Source organism: Amycolatopsis rubida, assembly GCF_900115345.1.
In the GTDB taxonomy this organism is placed as follows: domain Bacteria; phylum Actinomycetota; class Actinomycetes; order Mycobacteriales; family Pseudonocardiaceae; genus Amycolatopsis; species Amycolatopsis rubida.
Genome location: NZ_FOWC01000008.1, coordinates 365,106 through 390,472, shown reverse-complemented (window position 1 = coordinate 390,472; position 25,367 = coordinate 365,106). Strand labels below are relative to the sequence as shown.

General features: G+C 70.4%; 24 protein-coding genes. 7 read left to right on the top strand and 17 right to left on the bottom strand.

The annotated features are described in order from the left end of the window. Positions 1-130: 130 nt before the first annotated feature. The 3 genes from BM362_RS29285 to BM362_RS29275 form a co-directional block, all read right to left on the bottom strand. Positions 131-2,128 (bottom strand): isochorismatase family protein, encoded by a 1,998-nt coding sequence (locus BM362_RS29285; protein WP_244287320.1) that lies wholly within the window; start codon positions 2,126-2,128, stop codon positions 131-133. Next, entirely contained in the window at positions 2,125-2,565 is a 441-nt protein-coding gene (locus BM362_RS29280) for a MarR family winged helix-turn-helix transcriptional regulator (RefSeq protein ID WP_093575307.1), read from the bottom strand. Before BM362_RS29280 ends, BM362_RS29285 begins: the two co-directional genes overlap by 4 nt. Before the next feature lie 355 nt (positions 2,566-2,920). Further along, complete coding sequence (locus BM362_RS29275) at positions 2,921-4,042, bottom strand: S1 family peptidase (RefSeq protein WP_093575306.1); 1,122 nt, start codon at positions 4,040-4,042, stop codon at positions 2,921-2,923. Between the two features lie 561 nt (positions 4,043-4,603). On the opposite strand from BM362_RS29275, the gene BM362_RS47685 reads away from it, so the two are divergent. Beyond that, the gene (locus BM362_RS47685) at positions 4,604-4,756 is read left to right on the top strand and encodes a hypothetical protein (RefSeq protein WP_157905167.1); all 153 of its coding nucleotides are present in this window, start codon (positions 4,604-4,606) and stop codon (positions 4,754-4,756) included. Positions 4,757-5,179: 423 nt separating this feature from the next. Here BM362_RS47685 and BM362_RS29270 read toward each other — a convergent pair whose 3' ends face one another. Next, complete coding sequence (locus BM362_RS29270; protein ID WP_067595634.1) at positions 5,180-5,803, bottom strand: TetR/AcrR family transcriptional regulator; 624 nt, start codon at positions 5,801-5,803, stop codon at positions 5,180-5,182. 361 nt (positions 5,804-6,164) lie between these two features. Here BM362_RS29270 and BM362_RS29265 point away from each other — a divergent pair, with 361 nt between their 5' ends. Continuing rightward, positions 6,165-8,279, top strand: a complete 2,115-nt coding sequence (locus BM362_RS29265) for a 2Fe-2S iron-sulfur cluster-binding protein (protein ID WP_244287319.1) — start codon at positions 6,165-6,167, stop codon at positions 8,277-8,279. Positions 8,280-8,472: 193 nt separating this feature from the next. Here the strand turns inward: BM362_RS29265 and BM362_RS29260 are convergent, their stop codons facing one another. Genes BM362_RS29260 through BM362_RS29230 form a run of 6 tightly spaced genes read right to left on the bottom strand, consistent with a single transcriptional unit; the run spans position 8,473 to position 13,548 of the window. After that, positions 8,473-9,225 (bottom strand): SDR family NAD(P)-dependent oxidoreductase, encoded by a 753-nt coding sequence (locus BM362_RS29260; RefSeq protein WP_067595638.1) that lies wholly within the window; start codon positions 9,223-9,225, stop codon positions 8,473-8,475. Then, the gene (gene kce / locus BM362_RS29255) at positions 9,222-10,142 is read right to left on the bottom strand and encodes a 3,5-dioxohexanoate:acetyl-CoA acetone transferase (protein ID WP_093575304.1); all 921 of its coding nucleotides are present in this window, start codon (positions 10,140-10,142) and stop codon (positions 9,222-9,224) included. The genes BM362_RS29260 and kce overlap by 4 nt, the downstream gene beginning before the upstream one ends. After that, entirely contained in the window at positions 10,142-10,981 is an 840-nt protein-coding gene (locus BM362_RS46470) for an LLM class flavin-dependent oxidoreductase (RefSeq protein WP_167545476.1), read from the bottom strand. Before BM362_RS46470 ends, kce begins: the two co-directional genes overlap by 1 nt. After that, positions 10,978-11,754: an HpcH/HpaI aldolase family protein gene (locus tag BM362_RS29240; RefSeq protein WP_093575302.1), complete on the bottom strand. Its 777-nt coding sequence runs from the start codon at positions 11,752-11,754 to the stop codon at positions 10,978-10,980. Before BM362_RS29240 ends, BM362_RS46470 begins: the two co-directional genes overlap by 4 nt. After that, positions 11,751-12,617, bottom strand: coding sequence for a cupin domain-containing protein (locus BM362_RS29235; protein WP_093575301.1), 867 nt, complete (start codon positions 12,615-12,617; stop codon positions 11,751-11,753). Before BM362_RS29235 ends, BM362_RS29240 begins: the two co-directional genes overlap by 4 nt. Before the next feature lie 40 nt (positions 12,618-12,657). After that, positions 12,658-13,548 carry a DUF6282 family protein gene (locus BM362_RS29230; protein WP_093575300.1) on the bottom strand — a complete coding sequence of 297 codons (891 nt, stop codon included), beginning with the start codon at positions 13,546-13,548 and terminating at the stop codon, positions 12,658-12,660. A gap of 160 nt (positions 13,549-13,708) precedes the next feature. On the opposite strand from BM362_RS29230, the gene BM362_RS29225 reads away from it, so the two are divergent. Next, the gene (locus tag BM362_RS29225) at positions 13,709-15,070 is read left to right on the top strand and encodes an MFS transporter (RefSeq protein WP_093575299.1); all 1,362 of its coding nucleotides are present in this window, start codon (positions 13,709-13,711) and stop codon (positions 15,068-15,070) included. After that, a complete protein-coding gene (locus BM362_RS29220) occupies positions 15,070-16,089 on the top strand; it encodes a hypothetical protein (protein WP_093575298.1) in 1,020 nt (339 codons plus the stop codon). Before BM362_RS29225 ends, BM362_RS29220 begins: the two co-directional genes overlap by 1 nt. On the opposite strand, the gene BM362_RS29215 is transcribed toward BM362_RS29220, so the two are convergent. The 3 genes from BM362_RS29215 to BM362_RS29205 all read right to left on the bottom strand — a co-directional run bounded on the left by BM362_RS29215 (position 16,056) and on the right by BM362_RS29205 (position 17,866). Further along, a complete protein-coding gene (locus BM362_RS29215; RefSeq protein WP_067595668.1) occupies positions 16,056-16,847 on the bottom strand; it encodes an IclR family transcriptional regulator in 792 nt (263 codons plus the stop codon). The genes BM362_RS29220 and BM362_RS29215 overlap by 34 nt on opposite strands. Positions 16,848-16,900: 53 nt before the next feature. Further along, the gene (locus BM362_RS49390; RefSeq protein ID WP_244287318.1) at positions 16,901-17,413 is read right to left on the bottom strand and encodes a hypothetical protein; all 513 of its coding nucleotides are present in this window, start codon (positions 17,411-17,413) and stop codon (positions 16,901-16,903) included. A 90-nt stretch (positions 17,414-17,503) separates the two neighbouring features. Beyond that, entirely contained in the window at positions 17,504-17,866 is a 363-nt protein-coding gene (locus BM362_RS29205; RefSeq protein ID WP_067595654.1) for a nuclear transport factor 2 family protein, read from the bottom strand. A gap of 340 nt (positions 17,867-18,206) precedes the next feature. Between BM362_RS29205 and BM362_RS46975 the strand changes: the two genes are divergently transcribed. Both BM362_RS46975 and BM362_RS29195 read left to right on the top strand, forming a co-directional pair. Then, the gene (locus BM362_RS46975) at positions 18,207-18,542 is read left to right on the top strand and encodes an IclR family transcriptional regulator domain-containing protein (protein WP_143132506.1); all 336 of its coding nucleotides are present in this window, start codon (positions 18,207-18,209) and stop codon (positions 18,540-18,542) included. Between the two features lie 469 nt (positions 18,543-19,011). After that, complete coding sequence (locus BM362_RS29195) at positions 19,012-19,935, top strand: oxidoreductase (RefSeq protein WP_093575296.1); 924 nt, start codon at positions 19,012-19,014, stop codon at positions 19,933-19,935. A gap of 123 nt (positions 19,936-20,058) precedes the next feature. Here BM362_RS29195 and BM362_RS29190 read toward each other — a convergent pair whose 3' ends face one another. The 3 genes from BM362_RS29190 to BM362_RS29180 are packed head-to-tail and all read right to left on the bottom strand — an operon-like array spanning position 20,059 to position 22,227. Next, positions 20,059-20,316 carry a hypothetical protein gene (locus BM362_RS29190; RefSeq protein WP_093575295.1) on the bottom strand — a complete coding sequence of 86 codons (258 nt, stop codon included), beginning with the start codon at positions 20,314-20,316 and terminating at the stop codon, positions 20,059-20,061. Continuing rightward, positions 20,313-21,950: a purine-cytosine permease family protein gene (locus BM362_RS29185; protein ID WP_093575344.1), complete on the bottom strand. Its 1,638-nt coding sequence runs from the start codon at positions 21,948-21,950 to the stop codon at positions 20,313-20,315. Before BM362_RS29185 ends, BM362_RS29190 begins: the two co-directional genes overlap by 4 nt. Positions 21,951-21,981: 31 nt before the next feature. Then, positions 21,982-22,227: a hypothetical protein gene (locus tag BM362_RS29180; RefSeq protein WP_093575294.1), complete on the bottom strand. Its 246-nt coding sequence runs from the start codon at positions 22,225-22,227 to the stop codon at positions 21,982-21,984. Between the two features lie 689 nt (positions 22,228-22,916). Between BM362_RS29180 and BM362_RS29175 the strand changes: the two genes are divergently transcribed. Next, a complete protein-coding gene (locus tag BM362_RS29175) occupies positions 22,917-23,222 on the top strand; it encodes a BMC domain-containing protein (protein ID WP_067592412.1) in 306 nt (101 codons plus the stop codon). Here the strand turns inward: BM362_RS29175 and BM362_RS29170 are convergent. Then, a complete protein-coding gene (locus tag BM362_RS29170; protein ID WP_093575293.1) occupies positions 23,219-25,360 on the bottom strand; it encodes a helix-turn-helix domain-containing protein in 2,142 nt (713 codons plus the stop codon). The genes BM362_RS29175 and BM362_RS29170 overlap by 4 nt on opposite strands. Positions 25,361-25,367: the final 7 nt, after the last annotated feature.

The following is a 25,367-nucleotide window of genomic DNA, read 5'->3' as shown; positions in this document are numbered from 1 at the left end:
AGCCGCTGTGGCGAGCAAACCGGCGAACCCCGGCCACGATCCGCGAGGGATCGTGGCCGGGGTTCGCCGGGCATGAGCCCGTAGCTGGGATCCTATGAAGCCGAACAAACAGTCCGCGCAGCCGCGGCGGTCACGCCCCGGCTGTTTTCTCCAGCTCTGTCAGGATTTCCTCCGTTGTGGCGGTTTCACCCAGCCGGGGGAAAATCTTGGTGATGCTGTGGTGGTGCGTGTCGGCGTCGAGGTCGGACATCGCGTCCGTCGCGAGCGTCACGTGGTAGCCGTGTTCGTGCGCGGAGCGGGCCGTCGACTCGACGCCGGCGCTCGTCGCGACGCCCGTCAGCACGATCTGCGTCACGTTGCGGCGGCGCAGTTGCAGGTCAAGGTCCGTCCCGAAGAACGCGCCCCAGTTCCGCTTCGTCACGACGATGTCGCCCTCGCGCGGACCCAGCTCGCCGACGATCCGGTCCCAGCCTTCCGGACGGGAAGCAGCACCCCTGCTCGGGGTGTCCGTGCGGCCCGGTGCCCAGTCCGACTGGTCGGGCGCCATCGTCGCCCGCACCAGCACCACGGGCAGCGAGCGCGCCCGGAAGGCCTCGGCCAGCCGCACGGAGCGCTCCAGCACTTCGGGCCCGGAGTGCGGCACGGTCGGCGCGGACACGATGCCCTGCTGCAGGTCGATCACAACCAGCGCGGTCCGCTCGTCGAGGGTAGTCAGTGCCATGGAAATGTCTTTCCTTTCGTGTTGTTCTTCGCCGATTCGGGCGTCGAGCCGGCGCAGTTGCCGGTCGAGCAGCGTCGCCAGCAGGAAGAGCGCGGCGACGACGATCATGAACACAGCCAGTTTCCGCAGCCCCGGCGTGTCCGCACCGTGGGTGAGGAACGCGCCGTTCGCCGAAGACGCGACGATCGCGCCCAGATAGACGAACGTGCGCAGCAACCCGGCGTACGCGCCGGTGCGGGCGGGATCGGCCTGGAAGTACAGCGCGTTCTGGTTCGCCAGGTTCGTGAGCCCCTGCGGCACCCCGGAAACGATGCCCACCACGACGAGCAGCCAGATCGGGCTGCTCCCGTCGAGGAACAGCAACAGTCCACAACAGACTGTCAGGAACACGCCGCTCACCACGAGCTTGCGCCATACCTCGGGCCGCCGCCCCGTCAGCGTCGTGACGACGATGGCGAACCCGAACGTCGGCAGCAGCACCAAACCGGCCGCCGACGCCGACAGCCCGCGCCCCTCCTCCAGCCATTGCGTGTAGCCGTAGAGGAACGCGTATGACACGACGTAGGCCAGGAACGTCCGCAGGAAGGTGCGCAGCACCGGCACGTTCCCGCCCAGCAGCCGCAGGTCGATGAACGGCTCGGCGACACGCAGCTCCCGCCACGCGAACAGCGCCCCCGCCACGAGCGCGATTCCGAGCACCCACAGGTCCTTGACATGCGGGTTCATCAGGAACAGCAGCAACGCCGTCAGCATCCCGGCGAACAACACCATGCCGGGCACGTCGAACCGCGCCGCCTTCGTCCGCGACCGCTCGGCCTTCGGCAGCAACAGCGTGCCGAACACCAGGCACGCGAGCGACAGCGGCATGTTCACCGAGAACACCGCGCGCCAGCCGCCGAGCCCGATCAGCAGCCCGCCCGCCGTCGGGCCCAGCACCGCGATCGTCTGTCCCGCAACGGAAAGCGCGGTCAGGATGCCGGCCGGCTTGTCCACGCCGGTGCGCTCGCCCTCGCGCCGGATGAGCGACATCGCGGCCGGATACCCCGCGCACGTCCCGAATCCGAGCAGCACGCGGGCGGCGACGAGCACGCCCAGCGACGGCGCGAACGTGCCGAGCACGCCCGCGACGCCGGTGAGCGCCGCACCGGCCAGGTAGAGCGGTTTGACGCCGTAGGTGTCGACGAGCTTGCCCATCACCGGCTGCCCGACCGAGGTCGCGAGGTACAACCCCGACACCAGCCACGCGGTCTGCGCGGGCGGCGCGCCGAACGCGGCGCCGATGGGCACGAGCGCGATCGCGATCATCGACGAGTTGACCGGATTGAGGACGACCCCGAGGATCATCGGCACGATCAGCCCGCGGTCGAACCGGGACCGCGCGGGCGCCGCGGCTGCGGCGGCGGTCATTCCGCCACCAAGCGTTCCAGCAGCGTCAGCGCCCGGACGATCGTCTGCCGCTCCTCGTCGTCGTAACGGTCCTGCAGCGCGTTCGCGAGCCACTCGGTGCGCACCTGGCGGTCGTCGTCGACGCGCCGCAATCCCTCGTCGCTGATGGAGATCAGCTGGCGGCGCCCGTCGCCGGGATCCGGGCGGCGCTTGAGCCAGCCCCCCTCGTCCAGCGCGGCGAGCCAGGCGGCCATCGACTGCGGGCGGACGCCCTCGGCCGCGGCGAGATCGGACATCGTCGCCTCGCCGGCCAGCATCAGCCTGCTCAGCACCGCCATCTGCGACGGCGTCACCCCGGTGTCGCCCGACACGGACTTGATGCGCCGCCGCAGCCTGCCCACCATCACGCGCAGCCTGCGCGCACCTTCGACCGCGGTCGCGGAAAGATCTTCGGCCATGACCCCCAGCGTAGAACTCTTCAGCTAAAACTGTCCAGTTTTAGCTGAAGAATTGTCCGGCTGCTCCCGCCGGTGCGCAAACTCGCCCATGCGCTGGAAACCGGTCCTCACCGCTTTCGAGACAGCTCCGCGCTCGACAGCCGGACTTCGGCGGAGAATGCGGTTGAGGGGGGTTCGGCCGGTGTCATCGGCTCGGTGCCTCAGAAGTCCCCGGGCGCCTGAGTTGCCCGGTTCGGGGAAGGCGCGCTTGCCTGCCGCGACCGGATGGCCGGGGGACGAAACTGGGTACCGCTGCCCGGATCAGGGTGCCGGCCGGAGGCGAGGCCGGCACCCTGCTCAGGACGAACCGGCGAGGTCAGCCGGTGACGAGGGACAGGTGGTAGGTCTGCAGGATTTCGTTGACCGGCTGGAACCAGGTCTCGCCGCCGGAGCTGCAGTTGCCGAAGCCGCCCGAGGTGACTCCCTGGGCTTGGTCGCCGGTGATGAAGGAGCCGCCGGAATCTCCGGGTTCCGCGCACGCGTTGGTGTGCGTCGCTTCGTAGACCGCGCCTTGGGCGTAGTTGATGGTCTCGTTCAGGCCCAGCACGGTCCCGCAGTGCCAGTGCGAGGTCGAGCCGGAGCGGCAGATCGACGAGCCGGCGGGCGCGACCGCCGAGCCGCGGACGATCACGTCGCTGACCGTGCCCCAGCCGAGCACGACGGGGGCGGTCCACCAGCCGTTGCCGATGGTGATGTAGGAGTAGTCGTTGCCGGGGAAGGAGGATCCGGCGAACGTGCCCATCGCCGAGTTGTCCCAGCCGGCGACGGAACTGCCGGCGCCACCGCAGTGCCCGGCGCTGACGAAGCCGCCCTGCACCGAGAAACCGATGGAGCAGCGCGTGTTTCCGTTGATGTAGTAGGGGTCCCCGCCGACGGTTCCTGCCGAGAGCGTCTGCGGCCGGGGGCCGGTCGCGAGGGTCACCGGGCCTGCTTCGCGGGCTTGCGCGAGGAAGGCGTCGACGTCCGCGCCGTGCGCGCCGGGCTGGAGGGTGACGACCACACTGCCGGTGCGCGGATCCGCGTGCCAGCCGCTGACCTCGGCTGGGGCGCGCTTCGCCTTCGCGGCGTTGTCGACGGCCGTCTTCGCCGCGTCGAGCGCCGCGGCGGTGACGTGCGCCGGAACGGTTTCCGCGCCGGTGCGGTGAACCGCGTCGGCCACGGCGGGGTCGGTCACGCCGACGACCAGCTTGCCCAGCTCCGGGTCGAACCAGGCGCCGCCGAACGCCGCGCCGGCGGCCTGCCGGGCGGCGGGCAGCTGCTTCGACGCGGTCAGTTCTTGTCCGAGCCGGGTCTTCGCTTGGTGGGCGCTGAGGCCCAGATCCCGTTGCATGGCCGCGATCAGTCCGGGCGAAGCCTGGGCGGCGGGGGCGACGACGGCGGCGAGGCTCGCCGCGAGAACGGCGGCACCGGTGAGGCTGAGGGCGATTCTTCGACGCATCGGAACTCCTCCAAGGCCGGGGGGAAAGAAACCCACTGTCGGCCGAGTGTGCGGAGACGAGTCGAATCCGGTCCAGCAGCGATCCGCATTTTGTCCGAAACCTGTCGCCGCGACTGCTCCGTTCGTCCACCCAAGAGCGGACTTCCGGGCATCTGCCGCGCCGCCGCCGCTCAGATGAGGGTACGGAGCCAGCGCCGCCGCCGGACGAGCCGACGAAGCCGCCGGGGTTGCGGCGGACGGCGCCCGCCTCGGCGAGCCCGGGCCGCTTCGCGCCGCAGGCGCCGGCTCGTCCGGCATTTCCGGAGCCGGAACGACCAGTACCGGCTGACCGGCCACGTCGTCGCGCCCTCCTGCTGCGTCGACGTCATCTGGCCCGCGCCGCTCCGAATGGCGCGGACACGACGGGTGCCCCGTGGTCGCCGGGCAGCCCGTTCGACGGGTTCCCGGCCGGGACCGCGATGGGGCACGTCCAGCTCAAGGCGACCGAGCCGTTCTCCTGCGCATTGCTCGGTTTCGGCTCGGAACCACGTTCCTCGCGGCCGGGCGACCGACCATCACGCCTTGCTCGTCGGCGTCGAACTCGTGCTGCCGTCCGCCGACGACATCCGGAAGCTCGCCGCGGCGGGTCGCCTCCACGAACTCGCGGCGGCCGCGGTGGAAGCACGCGATCCGCCGGGAAACCTCCTGCGGTTCACCCCGGCACGAGCCGAATGAGACGGACTCCGCCGACACGGCGATCAGCGACGCGGTGGAGCCGTCCCCGGCGGCCGCGAGCGAGGGACCCGGCTGACACCGGCGCGAAAAGGCGTCCCGGCCGGACGGACCCGGGCCCGGCACGCGGCCAGCCGACGCGGCACCGGGCGCTCGAAAGCCCTCGGTGCCGACGGGTGCCCGGCCCTGGCGGCGAGCCCGGACAGCCGTGCCGGTCGTCTGGCACCGGAAGGTCCTCGATGGTCAGGTACCGGTCGAGGCTGCGTGCGGCCATGAACTCCAGCGCCCGCATCGGTGCCCGTCGCGGTGTTCGGCCGGTGCCTCACCGGCACGAAAATGGAGTGTCATCGTGCGCAGGTGCGCGGCGTCCGGACTCCGGGAGTTCGCCCGGGACGACGAGGAGACGCTGGCGGCGGAGGTGCGCCCCTACCGATCCCCGCGCAGGTAGCGGGTCACCATGGCGACCAGTTCGTTCTCGAACGTCTCGACCGGGATGTTCCGCGGCGGGGCGGCCATGAACTTGTGCGTGTTCATCTCCACGGTGAACAGGATGATCTCCGCGGCGACGTCGGGGGCGCCCACGCGGACGTCGGGGTGCCGGGTGAGGACGTCGCGGACCTGGGCCGTGCGCAGTTTCGCGTGCCGGTCGATCGTGTCGAGCAGTTCCTGGGAGACCGGTGCCTCCTCGATCATCACCCGGAGAAGCTGGGGATCGTCGCTGTGGTTGTCGATCGCGTCGCGGATGAGCGCCCGGACCGTCGCCTCCAGTGTCCCGGGCGAGAGGTCGAACTCGTCGGCGCCGGTCCAGGCGCCGCGGTCGATGTGCTGGATCAGGAGTTCGGCGAGGATGGCGTCCTTGTTCGGGAAATACTGGTAGAGCGAGCCGATGGAGATGCGGGCGCGCTCGGCGATGCGGTTGGTGGTGCCGGCGGCGTAGCCGTGCTCGGCGAAAACGTGAGCAGCCGCGGTGAGGATGCGCTCGCGCGTGAGTTCGGCGCGCACCTGGCGGGGCTTGCGACGTGGCTCTAAGCGGCGGTCCGCTGACGGCATCCTGGTCCTCCTCGACGGCGGCAAAAGCGAGTAGCCAATAACTGAGCTAATACTCATAATAGTGCTATGAGCTGCGAAAACAAGAACCCGGGTGGCGTCTCGTGACCCCGAAGGCGCGCCTGCGCGAGTCGCTGGGCCACGCGCACGTCGCCCTCGGCGGCGGTGACCGCGGAGGTCTGCCTGGAGGCGCCGAGCGCGGCCGACGTCCGCGACGCGCTGGTGCCGCCCGGCGTCCGAGTCCGCTGGTTCAGCCACGACGACGCCCCAGACCAGCGTCCCGGATCCCTTGTCCTGGAGGCGGTTCGCCGCGCGGTGCCTGGCCGAGGAGGGATTTTCCATGCAGTTGAGCACACTCCGCCGCATGACGACGGCCGACGAGATCGAGGCGGTCCTGGGGCAGTCGCCGTCGATGATCATGCTGAAGCAGATCAGCGCTCTCGACGAGGGCTGCAAGACGGTCCTGGCGCACTGCCCGCTCGCGGGTTTCGGCTACCGCGACGCCGGCGGTGTCAGCCGCACGACGTTCATCGGCGGCGCCCCGGGCTTCATGCGCATCCATTCGCCGACGCGGATCTCGTTCATCCTGCCCGATGGCGAGGCGCACGGCCCGGTGTCGTTCGTTTTCCTCCTGCCGGGCGTCGGGGAAACGTTGCGCGTCAACGGTTCCGTGGCCAAGCGCAAGGGCGCCGAGACGTTCGTCGACGTCGAAGAGGCGTACGTGCACTGCGCGCAGGCCGTCATCCGCTCCCGCCTGTGGCAGCCTCCTGCTCCCGCTTCGCCGGCACCCGAGGTCGAGGGCGAGGGCCCGCTGCGCGGACCTGGCGTCGCCGAGTTCCTCGCCGCGGCACCGTTCCTCGCTCTGTCCACTTGGGACAAGTCGGGCGGGAGCGACACCAGTCCGCGCGGGGACCGGGAGACCGTTGCGCGGATTCTCAACGGCCGGACGCTCGTCATCCCGGACCGCAAGGGCAACAAGCGCGCCGACAGCCTCCACAACCTTCTCCAGGACGATCAGCTCTCGTTCGCCGCGCTCGTCCCGGGACGGTCCGGCGTGCTGCACGTCAGCGGCCGGGGCTCGATCACCGACGATCCCGCGCTGCTGGAGACGATGGCGCTGCGCGGGACGCCCCCGCACGCGGCGCTGCTCATCGACGTCGAGCACGCCGAGGTGACCGCCAGCGACGCCGTAGCGCGCTCGCGGGCGTGGACCCCGGCCGCGCACCTTGAGCGCGGCACGGTGCCGGACCTGATGGCGCTGGTGGGGGATCACCTTGCCGCGAATCTGGCCAAGGCCGAAAACGGCCTGCTCGCTCGTGTGCTCAAGGTCGTCACGGGGATCCCTGGGATCAGCGGGCTGCTTCGGCTGGTGATGAACCGTGCCTACCGGTCCGGGCTGCGGAAGGAGGGCTACGAGGACGTCGAGGTCGGCTCGCCGCAGCGTCCCGCCGCCGAGCCCGCGGCGACGAACCCGTTGCGGGAGGTGCGGATCGCCGAGGTGCGCCGGGAGACGCCCAGCGCGGTCACCCTCGTGCTGGAAGACGCCGAGCGCCCGGGTTCCTTCGACTTCCGGCCCGGGCAATTCTTCACGCTGGTCACCTCCATCGACGGCCGACCGGTGCGGCGCGCCTACTCGGCGTCGTCGGCGCCCGGGGCAGCGCGGCTGGACATCACGGTCAAGCAGGTCGAGGGCGGTCTGTTCTCGACCCACGTCCACCGGAACCTGCGCGCCGGAGACCGGCTGTCGGTGCGCGGTCCGTCCGGGGCGTTCCACGCCGATCCCGCGGCGGCGCACGAGGTCGTCATGGTCGCCGCGGGCAGTGGCGTGACGCCGATGATGAGCATCATCCGCACCCTGCTCGCGGCGCCGGCAGCCGGGCGGATCGCGCTGCTCTACAGCAACCGGAGCGAGCAGGAAGTCCTCTTCGCCGACGAACTCCTCCGGCTGGAGAAGAAGAACCCCGATCGGCTGTCGGTTACGCATGTTCTGACACAGGAGCGCGGGCGACTCGATGCCGCTGGCGTGCGGAGCTGGTTCGCCGAGCTGGGCCAGTCGGAGGACGCCCGGTATTACGTGTGCGGGCCCGAGGCGCTGATGGACACCGTCCAGGGCGTCCTGACCGGGCTCGGTGTCCCGGACGACCGCGTGCACCAAGAGCGCTACACCAGCGGGGCGGACACGACGGTCACGGCCGCCGCGCCGCAGGAGATGGTCGTCAAGGACGATACGCAGCAGGTCGGCTCCGTGGTGGTCGAGCCCGGCCAGACGCTCCTCGACGCCGGTCTCGCGGCGGGGCTGCCGATGCCGTACTCGTGCACGGTCGGCAACTGCGGCGACTGCATGGTCAAGCTCTGCGGCGGCGAGGTCGCGATGAACGGGCCGAACTGCCTGACGCCGCGACAGAAAGCCGACGGCTACATCCTGACCTGCATGAGCTGCCCGATGTCCAAGGTCACCCTGGACATCGCCGAGCCGTGACCGCCGGCGATCCGCTGGCCGGTGAGCACGGTGTCCGCCTTGCTCGTCGGGTCTCGGCACGGACGAGATCCACGCAAGCAAACGCGATCCGCCGAGCGGTGCCAGGCACGGTTCGGGAATCGACGGGGAACTGGTGCAGTGCCTCAGCTCCCCGTCGACCTACCGCCGGGCCGGGAAAGACCGGCTCCGCCCGTCACGCGGTGAAGCCGCCGTCCACCGGAAGCACCACGCCGCTGAGGTGGCTCGCCCGGTCGCTCAGCAGGAACGCCGCCGCCGAGCCGACCTCGGCGCCCGTCCCGGCCTTGCGGAGCGGGGTGGCCGCGATTCTCGCCGCCACCCCGGCGGGCATCGTCCGGCGGAGTTCGTCCAGCATCGGGGTTTCCGTCGGGCCGGGAGCGATCACGTTGACCCGGATGCCGAGCGGGCCGAAATCGTGCGCGGCAGTGCGGGTCAACCCGATCACCGCGTGCTTCGTCGCCTGGTACGCGCCCATGCCCGAACTGCCGCGCACCCCGCCGATGCTGCTCACGTTGACGATCGAACCCGCCGCTCGCGGTTCCATCGCCCGGACCTCCTCGCGCAGGCACAGCCACGTTCCCTTGACATTCACCGCCATGACGCGGTCGAAGTCCTCTTCGGACACTTCGTCCAGCCTGCCCGCCTGGCCCGCCGCGGCGTTGTTGAAAGCACCGTCCAGCCTGCCGAACCGCGCGACCGTCGCGGCGACGAATCCGGCCACGCTGTCCGCGGACGAGACGTCGCCGGTCGTCCAGCCGACGTCGTGGCCGTCGGCCGCGAGGTCTTTCGCCAGTGCCGCAAGGGGTTCCGCCGTGCGCGCCACCAGCATCACCGAGGCGCCGTCGGCGGCGAAGACGCGCGCGGCGTCCGCGCCGATCCCCGAACTGGCCCCGACGACCAGCACCGCTTTCCCCGTCAGCAGGCTCATGCCGTGCCTCCTCGAAGCCCCAGCAGCGCACGGGCGTCAGCCGGGCTCGCGATCGGCTTGCCGAGATCCTCCACGACCGCCCGGATCTTGCGGACCTGCTCGGCGTTGCTCCGCGCCAGTGTCCCCTTGCCGATCCACAGGCTGTCCTCCAGCCCGACCCGCACATGGCCGCCGAGCCACGCGCTGTGCGTGCCGAACGCCATCTGGTCCCGTCCGGCCGCGAATGCCGAGAAACAGTAGTCGTCGCCGAAGAGCTTGTCGGCGATGCGCACCATGTGCTCCAGGTTCGCGTGGTCCGCGCCGATGCCTCCGAGCACTCCGAACACGCCTTGGATCAGCAACGGCGGCTTCGCCAGCCCGAGATCGGCGAAGTACGCCAACGAGTACAGGTGCCCGATGTCGTAGCACTCGTACTCGAAGCGGGTGCCAGCCTCGCCGAGGGTGCGCAGCGTGTCCTCGATCCGGTCGAAGGTGTTCACGAACGGATGCGAATACGTGTTGCGCACGTACGGTTCTTCCCACTCGTGGCGCCACTCGGCCACCTTGTCCGCGATCCCCGAGTAGACGAAGTTCATCGTCCCCATGTTCATCGACGCCAGTTCGGGCTTCAACCGGCGCGCGGCGGCCAGCCGCTCGTCCATCGTCATCGACGACGCGCCGCCGGTGGTGATGTTGACGACGGCGTCGGTCTGCCCGGCGATGCGCCCGACGATCTTCTCGAACACCTCCGGGTCCGCGGTGGGCCGCCCGTCGGGTTCGCGCGCGTGCAGGTGCACGATGGCGGACCCGGCCTCGACGGCTTCGACCGCCGCGTCGGCCACTTCGTCGGCGGACAAGGGCAGATACGGACTCTGGGACGGGATGTTCACCGAGCCGGTGATCGCCGTGGTGATGATGACTTTTTCGGCCGTGTGCATCAATTCTCCTCTGCGAGCGCGCGATAAGCGGCGAGTTTCGCGTCGTCGAGCGGGCCGACGAGGGTGAGCGCGACCTGGGTGGCGCCCGCGTCGTACTGGGCCCGCGCGGACTCCCGGATCTGCTCCGGGGTTCCGCAGGCGACGAGCGCGTCGACCAGCCGGTCGGATCCGGGCGGGGCGAGATCGGCGCTGGTGAAACCCAGCCTGGTCAGTTTCGCGATCTGGTGCGGCAGTTTCAAGTAGTACGCGAGCCGTTCCCGGGCGACGTCCCGCGCCGCGGCCCGGTCGCGCCCCGCGACCGCCCACTGGACGACCGAGAGGAACAGGTCCGGGCCGGCCGTTTCCCGTGCCCACCGGGTGTGCTCCGGCGGGACGAGGAAGGTGATCAGCCCGTCCGCCCGGTTCGCCGCCAGTTTCGTGATCCCTTCCGAGTAGGCGCCGAGGACCCGCGGCACGTCGGCCGCGACCTGGTCGATCCCGTCGAGGTAAGCGCGCAGGAACGGCAACGGCCCGGTGCCGCGCTCGCGGACCGCGCCGCTGACGCCGAGGCCGAGCACGTAGCGCCCGGGGTACCCGGCCGCGAGGTCGCGCGCCGCGGACCCCGCCGATTTCGGCACGCGCTCCAGCGCCCGCGCGACCCCGTTCCCGACGATCAGCCGGTCCGTCCGCGCCAGCACCAGCGCCGCGGTGGTGAACGCCTCGCGCCCGGCGACCTCGGGGAGCCAGACCATGCGGTGGCCGTATTCCTCAAGAGCGCGGACGAACCGCACGACCCCGTCGTGGTCCAGGCTGTCCGGTTCGGAGATCGACAGGGCGGTGCGCGGCAGGACGAGGCTCACCCGCACGCCTCCCGGAATCCGGCGACGAGCCCGCGCGCGGCTTCGGCCAGCATCGTCGTGTCGTTGCTCAGCATGACGAAGTCGCAGCCGTCCCGCACAGCCGCCGCGGCCCGTTCCGGGACCCCGCCGAAGGCCAGGCCGCACCGCTTCCCCGCGGCGTGCGCGGCCTCGATCGCCGACGCGACCAGTTCCAGCACCTCCGGCGAGGACGGCGTGGAACCCATCGACATCGAGAGATCCGCCGCGCCGACGAACACCGCGTCCACTGTGTCCAGTGCGAGCATCCCGGGCGCCGCCTTGATCGCTTCCACGCTTTCCAGCTGCGGGATGCAGAGCACGTCGTCGTTTCCGGCCGCGAGGTACTCCGGGGCCGGGCGCAGTCCCCACGCCCCGGCCCGGCTGGTGCCGCCGGCGCCGCGGACGCCGTCCGGCGGGAACCGGCACGCACGGCCGACCGCGGCCGCTTCTTCGACGGTGTCCACGTGCGGCACGAGAATGCCCATCGCGCCCGCGTCGAGGATCTTCTGGATCGTCGAGGGCGTCTTGTCCGGCACCCGCACCAGCGGCGTCATCCCCAGCGCGGCGGCCGTGTTGATCAGCCGGTACGCGGTCTGCAGGTCGAGCGGCGCGTGCTCCAGGTCGACCACGACGAAATCGAACCCGGCGAACGCCATGATCTCGACCGGCTCGCCGGAGGCGATCTTCAGCCACGTGCCCACCGGGGTGGCCGGGCGGTCGAACAGGCCGCCTCCCCCGCGTCGCGCGGCGCTCACGGCATCGGGTAGTCGTCGGCGTTCAGGACCCAGCCCGGTTTCTCCGAGAAGTCCTGCCGCGGCGGGCTGAAAATGTCGATCAGCTGGTTCGCGCCCGGGTCGGCGGCCTCGGAGGTGTGCACGGTCGGCGGCGGGATGATCGTCACCGACGGACTGCCGATCCGCACGTGCTCGTCCTCCCGCCAGCCGGTGCGGTCGGGCAGCCAGGGCGTGCGGATGTGGTGCACGTACTCCCCTTGCACGGCAAGGGAAAGCTGTTCGAAGTCGTCGTGGTGATGGGGCGAGAGCCGATGCGGGTCGCGCGGACCGTCCTGCCGCGGCAGGAAGTTCACCATGAACGAGCGGGTGCGGAAGATCCGGCCGAACCGTTTCGGGTCGTCCGGCACCTCCGACAACGGGTACACCCGGACGCGCGGCCCGTCCGCCGGTTCCGGCCACCGCCGCAGGAGTGCGACGCGTTCGTGGTCCTTCGCGTACGCGTCCGCATTGGCCGCCCGGTCGCGCCAGGCGGGCTCGGTCGCTTCGACCAGGCGGACCAGCGGGCCGTCGCCGTGCACGCTGATCCGGGACGCGCCGGGCGGAACGACGACCAGGCCCGGAGTGTCCACTGTGGTCGCTCCGGCGTCGGTGAACACCGTGAACGCGGGCGAGGCATCGGTCACGACGACGGCCAGTTCGCCTTCGAGCGCACCGTTGTCGAGGTCGTCGCCCTCGCGGGCGTCGGTGTGGATGAGCACGACGTTCTGCGCCCGCACGATCGGCGTCGCGGTCAGGTCGAGATACTGGGCGGCGGCGATGTCGGCGCCGGCGTCCGGCCGGCCCGCGGTCGCGAGGGCCGAGCGTGGATCGTCCTTGTCGTACACGGAATCGTCCTTCCGGCTGGAGAGGCTTCGGGATCGCCGATCAGGCGTCGAGGTTCAGCAGGTACGCCGGGTTGTCGCGCACCACGCGACGCAGGTCTTTCTCCGGCAGGCCGAGGTCGAGCAGCGCCTCGCTCACCCGCAGCCACGCGTCGACCGGCTTCGGGTTCGCCTTCTGCCCGAAGTCCGAGGCCAGCACCACGTGCTCGGGGCCGAGCGTCTCGATCCAGGTCAGCAGCTGCTTCGGGTCCCATTTCTGGGTGCCTTCGGGGTCGTACATGCCGACCTCGTGCTCGATGAACGCGCCGAGCCCGATCAGCTCCCGGCAGAGTTCGGGGTCGGCTCCGATGACGAAGTCGGGGTGGCTCACCACCATGCGCTTGAGACCGCGTTCGTGCGCTTCCTGGAACAGCGTGCGGATGTACTCGGGGTACATGTGGCCGCCGTTGAGCACCGCCTGCTGGTCCTTGATCTCGTCGAGGATCTCCAGTGCGGCAGGCTTGAGCCGGCCGTCGCCGTCGACGATGTCGATCCGCTCCAGGGTCAGCGGCACCGTGGTGGTCGGGAAGGCGCCGTCCTCGGGGTGGCAGTCGATGTGGCGGCCGGACGAAATGGTCGGGAACCACACGACCTTGCCGCCCATGCGCAGGCACATCCGCACGGCGTGCACGTTGAGCCCGCCGACCGTGCTGTTGAGCGCGATCCCGCCGAAGACCTGGGCCCGGACGCCTTCGAGCCTGCCCTTCATCGCCAGGACATCCATCTGCGTGTTGTGGTGGTGGGACTTGGCGACCATCGCGCGCATCCCGATCCGGGCGCCGTCCGCGGCGGCCTCGACGTGGTCGAACCGCCGGGGGAACGGGCTGGGGCCGGAGTGGACGTGCAGGTCGACCAGTCCGTCGAGGACGGCGGCGACAGCGGGACGCGGGCTCATGAGGCACCTTTCGTTCGCATTATGAAGTCAAAGTTCACTATAAGACCGGATGTCAAGCCCGCGACCACGCTTGTGCTCCGCACCTCGTCGACTTAGAGTGCTTTCGGGTTCACTTGGTGAACTTCAAGTTCGAAATGATCGAGCCGCCCGGAGGACGCCGATGTCCACACCGCCCAGCTCCGCGGAAACCGCCGTCCCCGCCGGCGCTCCGCACGGTCCCGACCGCGCCAAGGTGCGCGCCGCCGTCCGCGGCGGGACGCTCGCCTACTTCGTCGACCAGTTCGACATCTACCTGCCGATCGTCGTGCTGGCTCCGGCGACGGCGTACTTCCAGGCGGCGAATCTGAGCGCGAGCACGACGGCACTGCTGGCGTCGCTGGTGTTCGCCTCGACGCTGATCGGCCGCCCGCTCGGAGCGGTGATCTTCGGCCACTTCGCCGACACTGTCGGGCGCAAGCGGACGACGCTGGTCGCGGTCGGCGGGTTCGGCGTCACCACGCTGCTCACCGCCTGCATGCCCGGACACGAGCAGATCGGGATGTGGTCGGTCGGCCTGCTCATCGGGCTGCGGTTCGTCGACGGGATCTTCCTCGGCGGCGAGTACACCACGGCGGTGCCGCTGGCGATGGAGTGGAGCCCGAAGCACAAACGCGGCCTCTACGCCTCGGTGATCACCTCGACCTCCCCCGCGGCCTACGCGGTGATCGCCGCGCTCACCCTGCTGATGCTGGAGCTGCTGCCCGCGACCGGGCTGCACAGCGCTTACGTGCAATGGGGCTGGCGGGTGCCGTTCGTGGTGGGCGGGCTGCTGGCGGTCGTGCTGTTCCGCTACTACCTCAAGCAGGTGCACGAACCGCCGGTCCAGCTGACCGGAGAGAAGCACAAGCTGCCGCTCGTGCGGCTGCTGGTCAAGTACCCGCGCGCGCTGGGCCAGGTGTTCGTGCTGATGACCGGCACCTGGCTGGCGACGAACATGGAAGCCGCCGTGACGCCGGCGCAGCTGAAAGCGCATCTCATGCTGTCCAGCAAGGAGGTCACGCTCACCATGCTCGTGATCAACGCCTCCGCCGCGCTCTCCTATCCGTTGTTCGGCCTGCTGTCGCAACGCATCGGACGGCGGCCGTTCTACATCGGCTACGGCTTGGCGGTGGTCGTGCTCGGCTCCGGGGCCTACACCCTGCTGATGACCTCGCACGGCGGTTTCGGCGCCGCGCTCGGCTTCGGCGTCGTGATCGGGGTGTTCACCGTCGGCACGTTCGGGCCGATCGCGGCGTACCTGACCGAGCGGTTCCCCGCGAGCATCCGGTCGACCGGGTACGGCGTCGGCTACAGCCTCGCCCTCATCGCGCCCGCGTTCTACCAGTTCTACCTCCAGCAGTTCGACGGCGTCCTGCCCGCGCACCTGGCCCCGGCGGTGCTGCTGGTCGTGGCCGGCGCGCTGATCAGCCTCGGCGGATTCCTCGGCCCGGAAACCAAGGACGTCGACATGGCCGACGACCGCACGATCCCGGCACTGTCCTGATGGAGGTCGGAGGACTCGCCGCGGCCAACCCCGTGTGGGTCGGCTCCTCCGAACTCACCATGACGCTCGACGGGCTGATCGCCTGCATCGACGCGGGCGCCGGAGCGGTCGTGGCGAAGTCGGTGAACGAAAGCGCCGCCGCACGGCGGCAGCTGGACATCGCGGACTACGCGTTCGTCTCCCCGGACGGGGACGTCCGCGCGGGCCCGCCCGAGCGACGGGACGGGCTGCTGAACCGTTCCGGGCTCGCGCAGGTCGAGCTGGCCGGCTGGCTCGAAACCCTGGCCGCCGCCGTCGCCCGCGGCGCACCTCGCGGATGTCCAGTGCTCGGCAGCATCACCCTCGGCGATCCGGCCGAGGCCGCCCGGATCGGACGGGCGATGACGGCTGTAGTGCCCGCGGTGGAACTCAACATCGGCGCCCCGCACGGACGCGAGGCCCGCGCAGTGCGTCAGCTGACCGACGTGGAGTCTGTGCGCGACGCGGTGCGGACGGTCCGCGCCGCTGTCGGCGTGCCGCTGTTCGTGAAGCTGCCCGGACAGGCCTCAGACGTCGTCGCGCTGGCCCGCGCGGCGCGCTCCTCCGGGGCGGACGCCGTCGGGCTGGTCGGCCGGTACCCCGGCTTTCTGCCCGCCGCGGACGGCGGCCCGGCACTCGGCTCGTGGGGAGCGTGGGGATCGCCCGGCTGCCTGCCGATGAGCTTGTATTGGGTCAGCAAGGCCTATCAGGCTTTGGCCGCGCCGCTGATCGGCACCAACGGCGCCCGGACCGCCGCCGACGTGCTGCGGTTCCTGGCGTCGGGAGCGCAAGCGGTCGAGGTCGTCACCGCACTGTGGATCGGCGGGCCCGCGGTGCTGCGCGAACTGGTCGCTGGCGTCGGCGAAGGCCTCGCGGGAAAGGACTTCGGCGAGTTCGTCGGCAGCGCGGTCGCCGGGGCCCGCGAGTACGCCGATCTCGTGCCGCCGCCCTCGCCTGCCTGGCTTCCTTATACCGCGCGCTGGCGGTCGTCCGGCCGGTAGTGGCCGCCCAGCTCGTGCGTCAGTTCTCGGGCGGTGTCGACGACGACGCGCAGTTCGGGCGCGTCGTCCGACATCGACAGCGTGTTGTCGGGACCGACGATGGCCAGGGTCGCGCAAATCCCGTACTCGTCGAAAACCGGCGCGGACACCGCGACGATGCCCGGCGTGCTCATCGCCGAGCAATAGCCTGCCTCGCGAACCCGGTCGACCTCGGCGCGCAGTTCGTCGCGCGCTGTGCCCGACAGGGTGCCGATCAGCCGTTCCATCGACAACTGGTCCGCGTGATAGGCGAGGAACACCTTGCTCTGCGCGGTGTCGAGCGGCAAGTGGCTGCCGACCCGCACGGACACGACAACGATCGTGGACACCGTTTCCTCGACCCGCGACACCACCGGCCCGGTCAGCCCCCAGAGGCTCAGCACCGCGCTGGTCTGTGTCGCCCGCGAGAGCGCCTGCATGTGCCGGGGCGCGAGGTTCACCACGCGCCGGTGGCCGATCGCGAACGCTCCGAGCTGCAACAGCAGGCCGCCGGGCGCGTAGCCGCCCTCGGCACTGCGCTCCAGAAGCCCCGCCGCGACCAGGGAAGTGCAGTAGCGGTAAGCCGTGGTGCGGTTCAGCCCGAGCCGTTCGGCGACCTCGACCGCGGTGACCTCGGGCGTGGCCGGGTCGAACAGCGACAGGATCTGGCTGACCCGGCTCACCGCCTGGATGTCCGCCTGGTCGGCGCGGGTCTCGCGGGACCGCGTCGGTTTGGTCACGAAGCCTCCGCCGGTAAAGGTGGTCTGGCTGTTCACTTCGTGAACAGCACTCGTCAGGCTACCGGAACCCCGGGTTTCCGCAGCCGAGGGAGAATGCCCACCGCTTCCGCGGCGTCGCGGCCAGGCTCTGGGAAGCCGAGCGGATACCCCGGCGGGCGCGGAGCCGAGGCGCGTTCGAGGCCACGACTTCCCAGCCGCGCCGGGGCCGGACATTGCGCGGCGGCCGAGCCCGCGATCCCCGCGCCGCTTTCGCGATCCCGCACCGTCCAAGCGCAGCTCGGCCATCGGCGGCTCGGCGCCGATGGCCGCTGCTCGCCGTGCCGGGAGCGTTTTCGAGAACCGTCTTGAACTCGCGCCACGCGCCCGGATGCTTGCGCACATAACCCTGAAGCGCCGCTGTCCACCCGCACCCACGGCTCGGCGACGAGGCTGCGGTACCACTGCGCGACGTAGATGTCCCGGTCCGGATGCCCGATGACCTCCAGCACTGCATAGCCCCGGGCTCCGGTCTCGCGGCCGACGTGTCCGAGAAGGAAACCGAGCCGGGCACGGTACGGGGCGCGCACGAACCGCCGGTGGCGCAGCAGCCAGGCGGCCGACGCGCTACTGCGTGGCGGGGTCGTCCGGCCAGCCAGGACGTCGCCGACGGAACCCCTTCAGCGTAGCCCGCCGGCGGTGGCCGAACCGGCCAGCCACCCGGCACCCTCCAGGCAGCCGAGGTGACGGTAACCAGCCGGGAAGCGGCCGAGCAGCTCGGGGTCGAGCCGGTCCTGCTCGCAGATCGGCTGACGGCGCGCGATCTTCCAGTCCCCTTCGCGCCGGGCGCAGAAGTCGTAGAACCGCCCGGTGCAGACCACGTCGACCTCGACACCGTCCACAATGGCCCGCTGGTCGATCGTCATCTTCGTCTGGGCGACGGCTCGCTCGCCGCGGACGTCGGCGGCGCGCCCGCCGAGGAAGTGCAGAATGCCGGCCCCGCGCTCGAAGCCGGCCTTGCTTTCGCCGGGCCCTGGAACCACGTCGCGGTCATCCAGCCCTCGACCGGGTGCCAGACCCAGTCGCCGGCGTCCCGCCACAGCGCCCAGTTCTCGGTCGGTTCCCGCAGCGCGAGCCGGTCTTCCATGATCTTCCTCCGTCGAGCCCGGTTGTTCCGTCCCGGCGGTCCTGAACGCGGCACGGGGCCAGCGCCGGTTGGGGCTCAGCGGCAGAATTCCCAGCCTGCTTCGACGTCGCCCATCCGGCGCTCTCGCTCGCCGAGGTGGCCACGCGCAGCGGACCGCCCGCCGCCTGATTGCCGAACTCCGGGCCTGGGTCGGGCTGGAACGGCTCGACGACGGCCGCTGCCCTGGCCTCGCGCCAATGCGACTCCCCTGCCTGCACGACCTCCCAGGAAACATCCAGCTGACCGCCCTGGACGGCACCGAAGCACTGCGCACCGAAAAAATCTCCGGCACGAAAGCCGTCCCCACCATGACCCGCCTCGGCGGTCGCCTTCCCCCGCACGCCACCGGTGCCGGCAGGGCGATCCTGGCGTTCTCGGGCCGTGACCTGCTCACCAGCCCGGCAGGCTCGCCGCGGTCCTCCAGGAAGTACGCCGAAGGGGTGCCGCGTACTCCGACGAGGAATGACCATCGGCGGCGGTCTCCGTGGCCGCCCCGATCCCTCGACTGGTCGGACGGGTGCGAGCCGCCCTAGGCGTCGCCGCGGTCGACCGCCGCGCCGGGCATCGCACGCGCGACGAACCGAGCCCGCGTCGCGTTCCGGACCGCGGAAGCAAACCGCTGCTCACGGCAGCACAGACTGTGACCGTTGCCGAGAACATACGGCGCGATGCGAAATCCGGCCGTGGCGGAGCGCTGTGCCTGTTCCAGTGACACCTCCCGAGACCGGCGGACCTTGCTTTGGGCAGCGGCAGTCCGGCATGAGGATCTCGTCGAACCCGGCGTAGCGCCGGACCGAAGCAGTGAAGAACGTGCTGGGCCCTGACGAGTTCGGCCGCTCGTGTCCTGCCAGGCCCGCGCATCAGCGCGGAGCCGCAGGACCGTCGGCCGCCGGTCCATCGCCGGTGAAACAGGAAATCCGCGGTCTCCGACGGTGCCCGGTTTCCTTCTTCCTTGGCCCGCGCGGCATCCCAGGTTCGCGCGGACGGGGTAGCCTGGCCGCCATGGCCCAGACCGGCCGTCCAGAAGCGACGGATACCTCCGGACACCCAGCAGTCGCGATCGTAGGCCCGGGCGCGATCGGCACCACCGTCGCGGCCGCGCTGCATCAGGCGGGCCGCACGCCGAAGCTCTGCGGCCGCACGCCACGGGCGTCCCTCGAACTGCGGGACGACCGTGGCCGCGTTCTCGTGCCGGGCCCGGTGCACACCGACCCGGCCCAGGCCGCCGGCACCGTCGATCTTGTCTTCCTGGCGGTCAAATCGACTCAAGTCCGCGCCTCGGCCCCCTGGCTGGCGGCGCTGTGCCGCCCCGACACGGTCGTCTGCGTTCTGCAGAACGGCGTCGAACAGGAAGCGGCCGTGGCGCCCTTCGTGCCTGGTTGTCCCGTCCTGCCCGCTGTCGTGTGGTTCCCTGCCGAGGCCCAGCCCGACGGCACGGTGCGGCTGCGCGGCGAGGCCCGCCTGACCCTGCCGGACGCACCGGCGTCCCGCACCGTTCGCGAAGCGCTGAGCGGCACTCAGTGCTCCATCGAACTGGCCGCGGACTTCCTTTCCGTGGCGTGGCGCAAACTGCTGCAGAACGCGGTCGCGGGGCTGATGGTCCTCAGCGGACGCCGGGCCGGAATGTTCGGCCGCGCCGACATCTCCCGGCTGTCGCTGGCATATCTGCGGGAATGTCTCGCGGTGGCCCGCGCCGAAGGCGCCGTGCTGAGCGACGAAGTACCGCGAGAGATCCTCGAAAGCTTCCACGGCTACCCGGCCGACCTGGGCACCTCCATCCTCGCCGACCGGGAAGCGGACCGGCCGCTCGAATGGGACGTCCGCAACGGCGTCGTCTCCCGGCGAGGCAGGGCGCACCGCGTCCCGACGCCGATCAGCGATGTAGTGGTGCCGTTGCTGGCCGCCGCGAGCGAGGGACCGGGCTGACACCGCCGCACGGTGTCTTCCCTCCGGGTTCGGAGAAGGCTTCCCGTCCGGAGGGACCGGGGAGCCAGGACAACGCAGCTGTCGTCCGGTCCGCGCGCGAACGACCACCGCGCCGGATGCACGTCAGAAGACCCGCCCGTTCTCGCGCGGGCGCTGGCAGTGGTTGCAACGCCTGAGTTGGGCAAGGTCGGTGTGGTCGAGGACCTCGCGACGGATGATCCCGATCACCGTCGTGCCGCGAGCTTTTCTCCGCGAAGCCCGCGGCGCGTTGAGCAGCGCCTCCATCTCCTCCGCTTCGAAGACTGCGGCGAAGGAACAGCGGGCGATCCCGCCCCGGCTGGTGACCAGAGCGGTGTCGAATACGGGTTCCGTTCCCTTCATCGGTTCTGCGCGGGCAGGACGTGGACGCCGTCGCGGTCGGTGCTCAGGCACAGGGAGCAGATCGTGCCGCCTGCGGCGCTCGCGGCCATGTCCGGCCGCTCGTAGGATTCGCCGCACACCACGCAGTCGTAGCGCGATCCGCTCGGGTTGCCCTCGGCGTCCAGCATCGGCGCGGCGATGCCGTCGTCGGTGCGGCGCAAGTAGAACCGTCCCCGGGTCACGATCGCCATGAGCGGCGTCAGCACCGCCGCGACGACGACGGCCACCAGCGGCGAGTACGGCCGCCACGCCGCGCCGAACAGTCCGAAGTAGACGGCGATCGACAGGATCGACGAAGCCAGGAACGACACCACCCCGACCGGATTGACCGCGAAAAGCATGCCGCGCCGGAACTCCGGCTGCTTCGGCGAGAGCTTCAGCAGGAATTTGTTGACCGCGATGTCGGCGGCCACGGTGACCACCCACGCCATCGCGCAGTTGGCGTAGAAGCTGAGGACGCTGTTGAGGAAGCTGAACATGTCCGCTTCCATCAGCACCAGCGAGAACGCCAGGTTCACGCACACGAACACCAGCCGTCCCGGGTATCGCCTGGCGACCCGGGTGAAGGAGTTCGTCCAGGCCAGCGAACCGGAGTAGGCGTTGGTGACGTTGATCTTCACCTGGCTCAGCACGACCAGCACCAGCGCCAGCGGCACCACCAGCCACGGCGGCATCAGCTGCTTGAACACCCCGGTGAACTGCTCGATCGGCTCCACCGCCGCCGCCGCGCCGGCTACGTCCAGGACGTAGACCGCCATGAACACGCCGATCGCCTGCTTGACCGCGCCGAACACGACCCAGCCCGGCCCGGCCAGAAGCACCGAAGCCCACCAGGCCCGCTTGTTCTCCGCGGTGCGCGGCGGCATGAACCGCAGGTAGTCGATCTGCTCGCCGATCTGGCCCATCAGCGACAGGCACACGCCCGCGCCCAGCAGCACCGCGGCCGTGTTCACCCCGGAACCGCCGGTTCCCTCGAACGACAGCCACCGCCGCACCGAACCGGGATCCTTGACGATCAGGAACACCAGCGGCGCGACCATCAGCAGCAGCCAGAGCGGATTGGTCCAGCTCTGCAGCTTCGCCAGCGCCTTCATCCCGTAGACCACCAGCGGGATGATGACCACAGTGGACACCAGATAGCCCAGCCACAGCGGAAGACCCACCGCGAACCGCAGGCCCTGGGCCATGATGGACCCTTCGGTGGCGAAGAAGATGAACGTGAAACTGGCGAAAATCACGCTGGTGAGCACCGATCCGCAGTAACCGAATCCGGACCCGCGGGTGATCAGGTCGAGGTCGATGTTGTAGCGGGCGCCGTAATAGGCCAGCGGGATCCCGGTGACGAAAATGACCGCCGCGGCGACCCCGATCGCCAGCAGCGCGTTCGCGGTGCCGTGCGCCAGGCCGATGCCGGCGCCGATCGAAAAGTCCGCCAGGTAAGCGATCCCGCCCAGTGCCGAAGCACCGACGACCGCCGGAGTCCACCGCCGGTACGTGCGAGGGGCGAACCGCAGCGTGTAGTCCTCCAGCGTCTCCTTGGACGCCCCGAGGCCAGTCCGTTTTTCCTTGCCTACCGCGACATCGTCGACAGTCATGATCATGCGCTCCTCGAACGACAGGACGGGTTCAGAAGACGTCGGCGGGCGAGGTCGTCGCCAGCGGCCATCGACGTGCCTGCGCACCCTGCGGCCGCGCTGGCGCGACGTGAAACTCCTCGTCCAGCACGATCCGGATCTGGTGCCACCGGCCGCATCCGATGCCCGTGCGCCACCTCGGCGGATCGGATCTCCGGATCCTGCCGGACATCCGGGTTCCCATCGCCCGCTCGATGCCGTGCGGCTCCGGAACGACCCGCACGCACAGTTCCGGCACGGTCGCGAAATCCGCTGTCCCGGCGTTCCACCGACAGCCGCGCGAGCGCTTCCCGCGGCGAGAACCGGCCGTCCATCAGTTCCTCGCGCAGCAGCGGGCGCATCGGTTCTCGCCTCGCCACTCCGCCGTCAGCCCAGGGCACCTCCGCGTGTGCATACAGACGTGCGTTCACGACGCAGGACGCTAGAAACACCGCATTTCCGCCGGGCACCGCTCAGATCACCGGCACGTTTCGGCACGTAACCACCAGACCGGACGGCCGTTTACATCCGCTTCCGGCAACGTCCGGGACCCGCTCGGGGCCGCGTGGCCGAACCGCACTGCGAGGAGCGAAGCCTCAACGCTCCAAGCCGCGCGGGTTGGGGATCAGGACCGGGTAGTGCACGCCTGGAGCGCGATCGATCGCCCACAGCAATTCTTCGGCACCGCCGGGTCGCGTGGCTCGCTCCGCTCCCGCTGAGGTATGTGAGGGGGTCCCTGAGGGAGTCTGAGTCCCTCAGGGACCCCCTCACATACGTCCGACGGGGCAGTCTCGCCAGGCGGGGCTCCGCAACGCGCTGACGAGCACCACTACCGCATGCGTTCGTGCCGACAATTCGGCGGGAGTCAGTTATCCGGCCGGGACAACGCGGCTCGCTGCCCGCGTCTCTACCGTGAAGGCAGGAACATCGACGCGATGAGGAGTCGAAATGGCAGAGACCGTGCGGTCCGGCGCGCTGGGTTTGATCGAGACCAAGGGGCTGGTCGGCGCGATCGAAGCGGCCGACGCGATGGTCAAGAGCGCCAACGTCGAACTCGAGGGCTACCGCACACTCCGCAACGGGCAGGTCGCCGTGCTCGTGCGTGGTGACGTGGGTGCCGTCAAGGCCGCTGTCGACGCTGGGAGCGCGGCCGCCGGAGCGGTGGGCGAACTGTACGCCTCGCACGTCATCCCGCGCCCGCACGGCGAGACCGAGGGTGTCATCGGCCAGGCCGTGACCGGGCTCGGCTCCTAGCCCGCGGCGGCGTCTTCGGGGTCCTCCAGCGGGCGGGTGACCTGCAGCAGGCGCAGCGCGAAGTCGGCGCGCACGCGGTCCTCGTGGCGGGCGAGGTCGAGCCCGGTGAGCTGCTTGATCTGCTCCAGGCGATAGCGCAGCGTCTTGTAGTGGACGAACAGGCGCTCGGCGGCGACTCGCTGAGAGCAGTTCGCGTCGAAGAAGGCCCGCAGCGTGCGTACGAGTGCGCCGTTGTTCTCGCGGTCGTAGGCGACGAGCGGGCCCGTGAGTTCGTCGACGAACGTCTGCAGGTCGGGGTCGTCGCCGGAGCCGAGCAGGAGCCGGACGATACCGAGTTCTTCGTAGAGAAACGCGTTCTCGCCACCGAGGCGGCGTGCCGCGGCCAGCGCGGTCTTCGCCTCGTTCAAAGCGCTCGGGAGATCGACCACGTCTTCGTGCGCCCGGCTCGCTCCCCAGGTCGCGCGCAGCTCCGGCCAGTCCCCTCGGAGGGCAGTGGCGAGCTCGCCGACCAGGTCTTTGACCGCGGTCCGGTCGACGTTCACGGCGATGCCGGTGATCAGGTTTCCCCGCAATGCCGACAGGGCGACCACGTGATGGGTGTCGACCGCGCGGAATCTCCGCAGCACTTCACGGCGGACGCGGTCCGTTTGCGAGGTGTCCCAGCCGCTCTCGGCCGCGATTTCCTCCAGATTGTCGATGCGTCCGTAGAGGACGCGGAGCTGCCCGCGCAATGCGACGTTGAGCTGCTTGGCGCGAGTTCGCGCGGCGATGCGGTGTTCGACCGACCCCTGGAGCAGGTCCCACAGCAGCTGTTCGAGTTCCTCGGCGCGGGCACGGCTGGCGGCGTGCTCGCGCAGCAGCGTGAGAGAGCACGCCATCGCGACCTGGCCGACGATGACGTCCATCATTTCGGCCGAATGCTCGGCCGGGATGATGGCGGCCGAACCGACCTGGTCGCCGTCGGCGTAGATCGGCTGCAACCAGGCCGTGGCCGTGCTGCCGTCGGTGAGCGTTACCCGGTGGCGGCCCGGGGTCGTCCTGGTGGCCGCGGTCGCCGGCAGCTTGCTGGTCAGGCTGCGGCCGCCGCAGGCGGCGACAAGGTTGCCTTCGGGTCCGTAGATGCCGATCCGGCAGTCGAGCTCGGTCGCGACCGTGCGGGCGATGGCCGGGAGACCGACGCCGGAGAGCACGGTCGCGAGCAGCTTCTGCTGCAGGCTGGACGAGCGCTTCAGCACCGAGACCTGCCGTTCAAGGGCGTCCCGGGTCTCCTTGAGCTGTTCGACGGCGTTCGCCTGCCGGTCGTTCAGCCGGGCGTTGTCGATCGTGATCGTCACGAAGTCGGCGAGGGTGACCATGCGCTGCACGTCCCGGTCGGTGAAGACCGACGGGCGGCGGCGCCACACCTCGAGGACGCCGATGAACTCGCCCTGCAAACGCAGCGGGACAGCGAGGGCGGAGAGCGTCTCCTCCTTCTCGGCCAAAGACATGAAGTCGTGGCTGATCGTCTCGTCGGCCAGGTAGTCGTCGACCTTCGACGGTTCGCCGGTGAGGAAAACCAGGCCGGCGACTCCTTGGCCGCGGGACATGCGCAACCGGGCCGTCTCGACGGCCCGGTTGCCGACGCAGGACTTCATCGCGACTTCGTCGCCGTCGACGAGCATGACCCCGCAGATGTCGGATTCGAGCAGGTGCAGGGTGCGATCGGCGATCGACAGCAGCACCTGGTCGAGGTCGCGCACCGTGAGGAGCTGCCCGACGACGTCGCGAAGGGCGTTCATCTCCTCCCCGGCTTGCTGGGCTTGCTCCCGGACCGCGTCGATGGCCAGGGCGGCGGCCAGCCAGGCGCAACCCTGGCGCAGCAGCGTGGTCACCGCACTCGACGGCTGCTGCGGGGAGCACCAGCGCAGGGTGGCGTTCGCGCAGTCGACCCGCTGCCCGCCCGGACCGGCGGGTGCGGGACCGGCGAGCAGGCAGTCGCCCGTCATGACCGCCACGTCCGCGCCGAGGGCGGCCGATGCTGCTTTGGCAAGGGCGGGGGCGGCGAGCGAACTGGTCGTCGCGGGCTTGGTCAGCAGAGCGCGGAGAGCGCCGGTCGCGTCGGCAACGGCGATCCGTTTCTCCGCACGTGACGGCGTCATTGCCGTT

Excerpts from the sequence above, each read along its gene's own strand:
- BM362_RS29230 (WP_093575300.1), bottom strand. The coding sequence starts at position 13,548 with ATGAGCCCGCGTCCCGCTGTCGCCGCCGTCCTCGACGGACTGGTCGAC.
- BM362_RS29170 (WP_093575293.1), bottom strand. The coding sequence starts at position 25,360 with ATGACGCCGTCACGTGCGGAGAAACGGATCGCCGTTGCCGACGCGACC.
- BM362_RS29195 (WP_093575296.1), top strand. The coding sequence starts at position 19,012 with ATGGCCCAGACCGGCCGTCCAGAAGCGACGGATACCTCCGGACACCCA.
- BM362_RS46975 (WP_143132506.1), top strand. The coding sequence starts at position 18,207 with ATGCGACTCCCCTGCCTGCACGACCTCCCAGGAAACATCCAGCTGACC.
- BM362_RS29220 (WP_093575298.1), top strand. The coding sequence starts at position 15,070 with ATGGAGGTCGGAGGACTCGCCGCGGCCAACCCCGTGTGGGTCGGCTCC.
- BM362_RS29260 (WP_067595638.1), bottom strand. The coding sequence starts at position 9,225 with ATGAGCCTGCTGACGGGGAAAGCGGTGCTGGTCGTCGGGGCCAGTTCG.
- BM362_RS29185 (WP_093575344.1), bottom strand. The coding sequence starts at position 21,950 with ATGACTGTCGACGATGTCGCGGTAGGCAAGGAAAAACGGACTGGCCTC.
- BM362_RS29280 (WP_093575307.1), bottom strand. The coding sequence starts at position 2,565 with ATGGCCGAAGATCTTTCCGCGACCGCGGTCGAAGGTGCGCGCAGGCTG.
- BM362_RS29270 (WP_067595634.1), bottom strand. The coding sequence starts at position 5,803 with ATGCCGTCAGCGGACCGCCGCTTAGAGCCACGTCGCAAGCCCCGCCAG.
- BM362_RS29285 (WP_244287320.1), bottom strand. The coding sequence starts at position 2,128 with ATGACCGCCGCCGCAGCCGCGGCGCCCGCGCGGTCCCGGTTCGACCGC.
- BM362_RS29275 (WP_093575306.1), bottom strand. The coding sequence starts at position 4,042 with ATGCGTCGAAGAATCGCCCTCAGCCTCACCGGTGCCGCCGTTCTCGCG.
- BM362_RS29175 (WP_067592412.1), top strand. The coding sequence starts at position 22,917 with ATGGCAGAGACCGTGCGGTCCGGCGCGCTGGGTTTGATCGAGACCAAG.
- BM362_RS29190 (WP_093575295.1), bottom strand. The coding sequence starts at position 20,316 with ATGAAGGGAACGGAACCCGTATTCGACACCGCTCTGGTCACCAGCCGG.
- kce (WP_093575304.1), bottom strand. The coding sequence starts at position 10,142 with ATGCACACGGCCGAAAAAGTCATCATCACCACGGCGATCACCGGCTCG.
- BM362_RS29265 (WP_244287319.1), top strand. The coding sequence starts at position 6,165 with ATGACGACGGCCGACGAGATCGAGGCGGTCCTGGGGCAGTCGCCGTCG.
- BM362_RS29225 (WP_093575299.1), top strand. The coding sequence starts at position 13,709 with ATGTCCACACCGCCCAGCTCCGCGGAAACCGCCGTCCCCGCCGGCGCT.